This is a genomic window from Shewanella sp. 10N.286.45.A1, from assembly GCF_041470405.1.
Lineage (GTDB): Bacteria > Pseudomonadota > Gammaproteobacteria > Enterobacterales > Shewanellaceae > Shewanella.
Genome location: NZ_JBFRMK010000225.1, coordinates 1 through 9250 on the forward strand (window position 1 = coordinate 1; position 9250 = coordinate 9250).

10 protein-coding genes are annotated in these 9250 nt (G+C 40.3%); 7 read left to right on the top strand and 3 right to left on the bottom strand.

Annotated features, from left to right (window positions below; genetic code table 11):
- Window positions 1-308: 308 nt before the first annotated feature.
- Window positions 309-1508 (top strand): MFS transporter, encoded by a 1200-nt coding sequence (locus AB4238_RS16285; protein ID WP_220737146.1) that lies wholly within the window; start codon window positions 309-311, stop codon window positions 1506-1508.
- Window positions 1483-2442 carry an HTH-type transcriptional regulator YidZ gene (yidZ, locus tag AB4238_RS16290; RefSeq protein WP_372034373.1) on the top strand — a complete coding sequence of 320 codons (960 nt, stop codon included), beginning with the start codon at window positions 1483-1485 and terminating at the stop codon, window positions 2440-2442. The genes AB4238_RS16285 and yidZ overlap by 26 nt, the downstream gene beginning before the upstream one ends.
- Before the next feature lie 180 nt (window positions 2443-2622).
- On the opposite strand, the gene AB4238_RS16295 is transcribed toward yidZ, so the two are convergent.
- Complete coding sequence (locus AB4238_RS16295; RefSeq protein ID WP_372034374.1) at window positions 2623-3144, bottom strand: DUF4823 domain-containing protein; 522 nt, start codon at window positions 3142-3144, stop codon at window positions 2623-2625.
- A gap of 564 nt (window positions 3145-3708) precedes the next feature.
- Here AB4238_RS16295 and gmtX point away from each other — a divergent pair.
- The 3 genes from gmtX to AB4238_RS16310 all read left to right on the top strand — a co-directional run bounded on the left by gmtX (window position 3709) and on the right by AB4238_RS16310 (window position 6535).
- Window positions 3709-4332: a gamma-mobile-trio protein GmtX gene (gene gmtX / locus AB4238_RS16300; protein WP_372034375.1), complete on the top strand. Its 624-nt coding sequence runs from the start codon at window positions 3709-3711 to the stop codon at window positions 4330-4332.
- 21 nt (window positions 4333-4353) lie between these two features.
- Window positions 4354-4842, top strand: coding sequence for a transcription elongation factor GreB (gene greB / locus AB4238_RS16305; RefSeq protein ID WP_372034376.1), 489 nt, complete (start codon window positions 4354-4356; stop codon window positions 4840-4842).
- Between the two features lie 190 nt (window positions 4843-5032).
- Window positions 5033-6535, top strand: a complete 1503-nt coding sequence (locus tag AB4238_RS16310) for a hypothetical protein (RefSeq protein WP_372034378.1) — start codon at window positions 5033-5035, stop codon at window positions 6533-6535.
- A 219-nt stretch (window positions 6536-6754) separates the two neighbouring features.
- Here the strand turns inward: AB4238_RS16310 and AB4238_RS16315 are convergent, their stop codons facing one another.
- Window positions 6755-7123 (bottom strand): hypothetical protein, encoded by a 369-nt coding sequence (locus AB4238_RS16315; RefSeq protein ID WP_372034379.1) that lies wholly within the window; start codon window positions 7121-7123, stop codon window positions 6755-6757.
- A gap of 77 nt (window positions 7124-7200) precedes the next feature.
- Window positions 7201-7407, bottom strand: a complete 207-nt coding sequence (locus AB4238_RS16320; RefSeq protein ID WP_372034380.1) for a helix-turn-helix domain-containing protein — start codon at window positions 7405-7407, stop codon at window positions 7201-7203.
- 132 nt (window positions 7408-7539) lie between these two features.
- On the opposite strand from AB4238_RS16320, the gene AB4238_RS16325 reads away from it, so the two are divergent.
- Entirely contained in the window at window positions 7540-8079 is a 540-nt protein-coding gene (locus tag AB4238_RS16325) for a response regulator (protein WP_372034381.1), read from the top strand.
- 5 nt (window positions 8080-8084) lie between these two features.
- A partial coding sequence (locus AB4238_RS16330) for a DEAD/DEAH box helicase (protein ID WP_372034382.1) occupies window positions 8085-9250 on the top strand: 1166 nt, incomplete at its 3' end.

Below are 9250 nucleotides of genomic sequence, written 5' to 3' on the forward strand. Positions count from 1 at the left end.
GTTTACCGGACGCTTACGCTTCTACTGAGACTAACTGCTAGTACAGCCATCGAATCTCAATAAGAGTTTCTCTGTTTTCGACGGCCTCAATCGCATCGGCACTAGTTTTAAAAGCATACACTCTCTGCCGTGGGATAGGAGCCCACGACTTGTATCAAACCGAGTTATATTTTTAAAGCCGGCTTAACCTCATCGCACGAGTCTGCATAACCCACTTGTCGCCAATGGACATACTCGATGTCAAAAACCTCACTCGTCAGCGGTATTTGTTCGGACTAATATGCTCACAACTAATTGTTGAGGTTACTATGTCAAAATATCTTCTGTGCAGTTTTGCACTTGTATTGCTCTATCCCACAGCCATTGATCTCTACCTTGTCGGTTTACCACAAATTGCAGCAGATCTTCAGGCGACAGAATCTCAGCTACATTATGCCTTCTCGATTTATCTCACCGGTATGGCAACCACTATGCTAATTGCCGGAAAAGTGGCCGACACACTTGGCCGCAAGCCTGTTGCTATTGCCGGAGCAATTATCTTCACGGTTTCATCAATATTTGGCTCTATGGCAGAGCATAGTACTTGGTTTCTTATCGCCAGATTCATTCAAGGGATCGGTGCAGGTAGTTGTTATGTTGTCGCTTTTGCAATTATCCGGGATGTTTTAGATGATACTCGCCGTGCTAAAGTACTCTCCATGATCAACGGGATCACCTGTGTGATTCCAGTGATCGCACCTGTGATTGGTTATTTAATTATGCTGAAATACCCATGGCCGAGCCTGTTTCTCACCATGGCAATCATGGGCGGTGTTGTTTGCTTGCTATCAACATTGGTGTTACAGGAAACTAGACCCCAACATCAAACAAAGAATAATCAAAAAAGTACCGAAAATAACTATGATAAAGAATCATTTTTAGAACGCTTTTTTATCAGCCGCTTGGTTATCACTTCACTCGGCATGATCATCATTCTAACTTACGTCAATGTATCGCCATTACTCGTCATGGGGGACATGGGCTTTGATAGAAGTGAGTACTCGATCATTATGGCATTAACGGCCTTAGTCAGTATGATCAGTTCGTTTACCGCCCCTATCGCTTTGTCTTTCTTTAAAGAACGTACGTTATTGCTGACATCACAAAGCTTTTTTGCCCTCTCTGCAATAGTCATTGTGGTCAGCTATTTTGCGAATTTCGATACTCAATGGTACTTACTGAGTTTTGCACTACTATGTTCCGGCTTTGCTATTGGCTTTGGGGTATCGATGAGCCAAGCACTCAGCCCCTTTGTCACTCGCGCTGGAGTGGCAAGTTCAATATTGGGTATTACTCAAGTTTCTTGCGCTGCGTTTTATATCTGGTTTATGGGGGTGATTGGCGTCAGCGCATTGAATATGCTGGCGATCGCATTGATTATGGGTAGCCTAACTAGCTTGGCTCTAATACTATTGACCCCTAAGTCTTCCCATGGTCAGAGATATGAAACCATCACTAGCCCGTCTTGATTTGAATTTGTTGCATACCTTGCAACTGTTAACTCAAGAGCTCAGTGTTTCGAAAACAGCAGCCAAACTCAATGTCACCCCCTCAACGGTAAGTAAATCGTTGAGGAAATTACGTGATTGGTTTGATGACCCTTTATTTGTTAACACACCCAAAGGCTTAGCGCCTACTCCGCTAACGCAGAGCATGGAGCAAGATCTGGCAGATTGGCTGCAGATGAGTAGCCAAATTCTAGAGAAACACAGTGAAGATTCTCCTCAAGGGATGCACTTTGATTTAGCCATAGAATCGCCGTTGTTGTTATTCAAGCTAAACGAGCTTATCCAGCGAATTCAGCATCGTTATAGCAACGCTAAAATCAACACTCATAACTGGGATTATGATTCAATAGGGGCACTTGTCCGCGGTGAAATGGATATTGGTTTAACGGGTAGGGAAAGCCACCCTCGCTCTAAAGAGTCATTAGAACTACTGCCTTACTTCATTGATTTTGAGATCCTGTTCTCTGATCTTCCGCGAGTGTATTTACGTAAAGATCATCCCGCGTTATCCGAAGAGTGGAATATGGACACTTTTCTTAAGTATCCACATATTAATATTGTGTGGGAACAGAGTGAAACCTGGGCACTTGATGAAGTACTTAGCGAACAGGGTTTAAAACGCGATATCGCACTAACCATGTCGAGCTTCGAGCAATCGTTATTTATGGCCGCTCAACCCCAACAGAATATGCTCACCACAGCGCCTGAATATTGCCTAGGTTATACCCAACAGTTACATCCTGAACTCGTATGTTTACCGGTCCCTATCAATAAAGCTGCGCAAGACAAACTGTTAATCCCCTTCACACTAATTTGGCATAAGCGAAACGCCCACAACCCTAAATTACGGTGGCTGAAAGACACGATTAAATCACTCTATTGCCGTCAGAAATGACCTCCATTAATGAATGAGTCTAATTCCAATTGCATACAGAATGTACAGTTACAGCAAAAGCACATCTAGCGCGGAATGACTAGATTATCAACACATTGCAATTTGGCATTTGAGCTTAAATATGTGATGCGCCAAGAGCCTACAATTAGCTTTTGACGCCACAGCCCCCTTTGGTAGTAGTTACTTATACAAGCTTTCCACGTACGTATTTGTAGGCGCTTCTAAAAGATCTTGGGGATGATCACCACCAAAAGAAGCCCACTTACTCTTGCCTGAATAGGTTGAGTTGCCAATTTCTTTTTTGGTTTTAGCATCATACGTAATGATTTGAATTTCTAATTTATCAGGTTTACCTGACCATTCTGTGGCACGATCTTCCCAATGGAGAATAATAGGCTGCACATAATATCCATAAGTATTTACGTCGATAGTATCTAAACAACTTTCTGCTTTGCACTTATTGGTCACGGCGACTTTACGCGCGTTCTTAGAAAAAGCATTTCTAACCGCATTAGCAGTCATACGCCCGGAGTTACTATATTCTCTGTCGCTATACCACCCGTTTTCAGGTGTTGAAATTAACACCCCAACGTTCCTGTCGAGCTTCATCTCTAGTTTTTGAAGCTCACTATGTTGATATGACGAGCTACACCCACCTAAAGCAAGTAAGGCAGCTCCCATTAATAGAATATTACGACTCATGTAGATCACTCCATTTCGACTACTTAACGACCGGATACAATGGGCTAACGCTTACTTTCAATTAATGTAGCTTACGCCCCCAGTTAAATATTACTCTCTATACTCTTACAAAAAAATCAAAACCTACATATCTTTACTAACCAAGGATATTTTATCAACAAAGGGGTCAGAGCCCTTTAATGTTTATCTCTGACAAGCTAATGTAATGGGCAAAGCTAATGGGCTCTGACCCCTTTATCTTATCTGAGGTTTGTGATAATGCCGAACTATTTCACAGCTGTAGCGACGAGTTCGCTGTAACAAGGCGAAGCCAGTCGCTGGATAAAATGTAACTTAACAATGGCATGAGCCCACAGTTTGTCTCCTTATCTGAAGATCAGCAACTCATTATTGGTAATCAAATGACCCAACTTATGCTTTCTAGACTACAAAGCTGGGAGAAGGTAGATAGGCTAGTTAATGGCAATCTGGCACTTAACGACTTAGAGCGAGGTGCAGAGCTTTCCTCTAGTGACATAAAACAATTGTTCGCCAAATCACCCCCCTTAAAGTTGGTAAATTAACATGACAAAAATATCGACTCAAACAGTACTAGAACAACTAAAGAAACAAGCATCACCTCGTATGCAAAATACATTAGACGCTATTTTTACAGTCTGTACAGAACAACAAGAGCGCGGGTTAAACGAATTTAGTTATACAACCGTCGCTAGTCTTGGAAATGGGCGTGGAGTCCCCAAAGCACAGAGTATTCGCAATGACTCCGGAGAGCCATATAGAACCCTGATTGCGAGCTTCGTGGATGCGGCGGGCAAACCCGAAAAATCTAATACCACAACAAACAAAAGCAAGCGCGACTCTTGGATCGATGAATTAAAAGATCCTGTAGTTAAACTGCAAGCCAATATTCTCTACTCTCAAAAAGTTGCAGCTGAAAAATTGGTAAAAGAGATTGCGCCAATTGATCAAGTTATAGAAATATTTGACGGTGATTCATCAGCATCTACGGTTTCAAAACTTACGAATTTGGAGCGGGATGCTTTAGAGCATCTTATATCCACTGAGTTTATGCGAAGACAACGATTGGAGCTGGGCCCAAATGGCAGTATATTAACGGCTAATGAAAAAAAGACATTTTTCCCTGTTGCAACCCTAGATGCTATTAAAAAAGCATTACAGTATTTGTGAGCAAGGGCTAGGAACACCAAGTTGAAAACCAACCTAATCACCCGAGAAGGGTTTGATAAACTCAATAAAGAACTCAATTATCTTTGGCGTGAGTACCGGCCTGAAATCACTCAAAAAGTGACTTGGGCCGCCAGTCTTGGCGACCGTTCAGAAAATGCTGACTACAAAGAGAACAAGCGTTTACTTAGACAAATAGACTCTAGAGTGCGCTTTCTAAGAAAGCGTATCGAAGCCATTAGAGTTATTGAGTACTCTCCAGAACAAGATGGAAAAGTCTTCTTTGGTGCTTGGGTTGAAATCGCAAATGAAAACGGTGATAAGAAAAGTTTTCGCATTGTAGGCCCCGATGAGATATATGGCCGAAATGATTACATCTCTATCGATGCCCCAATGGCTCGTGCTTTATTGAAAAAAGAAGTTGATGATGAAGCTGTTGTTAAGACCCCAGCAGGTGAGCAGGTTTGGTATGTGAATAGTATTTCATACAGAAAGTCCGTGGTCGATAACTGATAGTTTTGCTCATGAGCTCTATATAAGCTCAACTCATGTCGTAGTAAAAGCTTTTAGTGACGAGTGAAAAATAACCGACGTAAAAATATAAATCAATAATAAAAACTGAAATTTTTGATTTGTAAAAATATGTTGATGTGAGTGTACTTTCACATTAAATCAAACAATTATAATTAGAGTAGTTTTGAGTATGGATAGACTTAATAAAATGTGGGAAATGGAAAAAACTAGAGAAATTATCAATCTGATATGCTTCATAACTCTTACCTTAATTTCGGTACATTGTTTTTTTTATATCGGATCTATAATCACAGAGTATAACAATTCAATCTTAACTTTAGCTTTTATCAATAAAGTCTGGATGAAATTACTTCTTTTTATATTATCCTCGGGTCTATTGTTCTTTTTCACACGCAGTAAGTGGTACAAAAATCACTCAATCAATAAATATACAGGAAGCCAGGTTGCTGCCCAGTTATTGACTGTTGCAGCGATATTAGCAGGTGCCTATGTATCGATATCATCTAATGATATTAACACTGCTATTAATTGTCATATTTCAAAAACCTCATGCCTGCCTACCTGTATGGACCTGTCTATTATTGGTAATACAATCATACTCATAGTCATTTTTTATGTCATACATGGTTCACATTCAACTCAATTAAAGAGTAATAGGGAAGAACATGAGAATGCTCAATCAGAAAATCTTCGTTTAGCTATTCAGATCGCGCCTCCTCCGTATTTTGCAAAAAAGCTTGCTGACTCTTCGGATATTATTGAAGATATGTCTCTTGATATGGGAAAAATTTACGCATCACTATTAGATGAAAGCCTCCCACAAAAAAATGATATAGAAGCCGAAAGTATACTCGAAGAGCAAAGAAAAATACTTAGATGTGCTTTAATGGCTTTAGGGAGACTAGCCCAAGCATATGATAATGTTGACCCTGCAGAAAAAAATTCGGTGCAGTATAGAGTTAATTTAATGCTTTGCCTTAAATCAGATAATGAGGATGTATCTTCATATTTTGAAAAAACTCACCCCAAAAACACTATGCGTTTCGCTTTGCCTTTTGAAGCAAAACCATATTTTCATTTGTATATTGATAATCGTTACAGTGTAAATGTTGAGCAAACAAAAGATGAGCTTAATCAAGCGAAGCTGTTCAAGTTAGATCAATATCAAGATATCAAACCACAAGACTTTGAATTAGACGACACCGTTACAAATGCAATTATGCCTGTTTATTGGGAAGAAAATAAAGATGTTGCTAATTACAACGTTATTGGAGCGCCAAAATCTATTGTTCAGCGAAAAGCGCAATTTATAAGCGATACTGTTCGCGAGGCCGAAAAAGCTGATTATTACAGTCATGACATACAGTCTTCAGTAATAGAGTATTTCAAAACGGATAAAAAAGGCCGCTCTATTGTCAGCCTGCCAGTAGCCACTAGACATTATGAACTATCTGCAGGGCATGAAGAAAACATTGATCATTTTCTTGGAGCTATTAACATCTACAGAAACACTAAAGACATTTTTGCAGGCGCTAAGAAAAATTTTGAGTTTTTTGCAGATTTCACACGTCCTTTGAGGCTTGTTATTGCTAGGATGGCTTATACTCACATGGATACAATCGCCATCATACAGCAACAAAAATTAGATTCTAACTATGGCGCTGAAGAGTAAACATCTGTACTATAGGTCTTAATGATTTAAGGAGAGTTCTTATGAGTACACAGCAAAAAAATATAAGAGATGCAGCCAGAGCAAGTGCAGCCGTAGCTATTGCTCGTAAGAATTTAGAGGCTCGACGCGCTTTAGCGAAAGGGTAACCGCCTTATTTATAGAGTGGTTTTTATTCATCACTCTATAAAATAGCTCCGCAATAAATCACGTCAAAATGAACTAATTAGTCAAATTACGACTAATTAGTTTAAAAATGCCCTCTACTACTCCTTGTTCTCTGTTGCTGGCACATCTATAAGCAAAATAGTTACGAATACCAAAGAAAGCACCAATCAGAGCAAAGGCAACACCTATCCACTCAAACCAGTTAATACGACGTAAAAACAGTGACTCAAATGCTTGAGTTATCATACTACCGTTGGCTTCGGTTATTTTGGATTCTAGATATGCAGGGATACCAAAATAAAAAAGTACAAAAAGTGCTGTACCAAAACCTATTGCTCCCCACCATGGCAGACGAGCTGAAATATATACAGAATCTCTGACTATCTGGGCTCCGCTTGAACTACTTCGATATCCTCTTCCCATCACCGATTCCTTAGCGTAAAAACTTCCGTAACGACAACTATCGCAAATTTAATGTATTATTCAAATTGCTTTTTGAACTAAGGCAGTAACTCCCTCACATCACACTCCAGCACCTCAGCCAATTGATAGGCTTTTTCGAGGGTGATGTTGACTTCTCCACGCTCAATTCGCCCCGCATAACTACGATCTATCTCTGCTAATAACGCCATTTTGTCTTGAGAAATCCCAAGAGCCTTGCGTTTATCTCGTAATTTCGCGCCAAATTGGATAGCTAAGTCTTTCATTTTTCATCTCGTTAAAGAGAAAGACTATCCAAAGTTGCGGCTTATAAAGCCACGGATTATAATCCGCATTACTAATATGAAGTTCTCCTAGCCCTGTAAGTTAGAGATCAAGAGCCTCTTTGCGAGAAAGTAATGTCAAAACCATCCATCAAAATTAACGCTCAGCTAAATTCAATTCTCCAGGATGAGAACTTTGACGACTTCAATGTGACGCAGATGCGTGATGCATATCTAGCAATGTCTTCAACGGTCAAAGAGCCTATTGAGGCTCGCAAATACATTTACAGGCAAATTCTTAGGCTGGTTAAGAAAGGTTTACTACTGAAGAAAGGGACTAAAAACTCTAAAACTCTTGTGTACCAGAAGTCTGAGCTATTTTTTAACGCTAAATTCATCGTAAAAAGCACAGCTGTTACCACTGCGAACCAAGCCAAACCAACTGCAGCAATCACTAGCAATACAATTCAACAACTTGAAGAGCGATTGAAAGAGTCTGAAGTTGATTTACTCACTAGCATTGGTGAGTCCGAAGAGTATATGCGTCTGTATCAATCCTTTCCTGAGATGAAAGCACATCTCGAATCTCAATATTTACAGGCTCGCGAAAATAGTTCAAAACTACTTGGCCAAATCAAAGCGATTAAGTCAGTACTCTCTCATCAGCGAAAGTAACCTCAATGCATCTAAGACAATGGCAATTAGAGTGCGTTAATCGCGCTCTAGAGCACTTTAATGATAAACACAGACATTTCCTTTGCTTAGCAACTCCAGGCGCTGGCAAGACGATTATGGCAGCGGAAGTCACTGCTAAATTATTTGAACAAGATCTTATCGACTTTGTGCTTTGCTTTTCACCTTCGATAAATATATCGCAAGGGATCAAGCATACGTTTTCAAAACGATTGGAGTGCCGTTTTGATGGCGTCATCGGTGCTATGGGTTGCTCTTATACGTACCAAAGCATGTTGTCTTTCAAAGAGGATTTCTGGCAACTACTAAAACGGAATCGTGTACTAGTAGTATTTGACGAGATCCACCATTGCTCAGGCAGCTCTCTTGGGGATGCTAATGCTTGGGGGGAAGAGATCTTATTGAATATTCAAAGCCAAGCCGAATATACTTTAGCGTTAACAGGCACTCCATGGCGCTCAGATCGAGCACCAATAGCTTTATCTCGTTATACAGACCCGGACAATCAAATACAGTGTGATTACATCTACGGTTTAAGGGAAGCCGTTGCTGATGGTGTATGCCGAAGCCCGAAGATTGTATTAATCGATAATGAAAGAATTTCGGTTACTGACGAAGAAAATGAAACTAAGACGTTTAGTTGCCTAGACGCTCTATTCAAAGGTTCATTAGTTACTTACCAATCGATCATCAAAAATGATATAGCCATTCGACATGCCTTAACCCTGGCGACTAACAAGCTCGACGACATAAGACTGCACAACCCTGATGCAGCTGGACTTGTCGTTGCATCCTCGATAGAGCATGCTGAATACATTCTGAAAATGCTCAGAAATGAATATGGGCAAACCGCCGAAATCGTTACCTATAAAGAAGATCAGCCTTCGAATAAAATCAACGAATTCAGGAACAGTACAACGAACTGGGTTGTCAGTGTAGGCATGATAAGCGAAGGGACAGACATTCCACGTTTGCAGGTGTGTTGTCACCTAAGCAGAGTTAAAACCGAACTCTATTTTAGGCAAGTACTCGGTAGGATTTTACGAGTAAGTAAAGCTACAAATCAAGAAGCTTGGCTATATACGTTCGCAGCACCAAAGCTTGTCGAGTTTGCAAATCGCATAGCTGAAGAGATACGTATCCGTCTGGCGAA

Coding starts and splice junctions, on each gene's coding strand:
- AB4238_RS16285 (WP_220737146.1), top strand. CDS start 309: ATGTCAAAATATCTTCTGTGCAGTTTTGCACTTGTATTGCTCTATCCC.
- yidZ (WP_372034373.1), top strand. CDS start 1,483: ATGAAACCATCACTAGCCCGTCTTGATTTGAATTTGTTGCATACCTTG.
- AB4238_RS16295 (WP_372034374.1), bottom strand. CDS start 3,144: ATGAGTCGTAATATTCTATTAATGGGAGCTGCCTTACTTGCTTTAGGT.
- gmtX (WP_372034375.1), top strand. CDS start 3,709: ATGACAAAAATATCGACTCAAACAGTACTAGAACAACTAAAGAAACAA.
- AB4238_RS16310 (WP_372034378.1), top strand. CDS start 5,033: ATGGATAGACTTAATAAAATGTGGGAAATGGAAAAAACTAGAGAAATT.
- AB4238_RS16315 (WP_372034379.1), bottom strand. CDS start 7,123: ATGGGAAGAGGATATCGAAGTAGTTCAAGCGGAGCCCAGATAGTCAGA.
- AB4238_RS16320 (WP_372034380.1), bottom strand. CDS start 7,407: ATGAAAGACTTAGCTATCCAATTTGGCGCGAAATTACGAGATAAACGC.
- AB4238_RS16325 (WP_372034381.1), top strand. CDS start 7,540: ATGTCAAAACCATCCATCAAAATTAACGCTCAGCTAAATTCAATTCTC.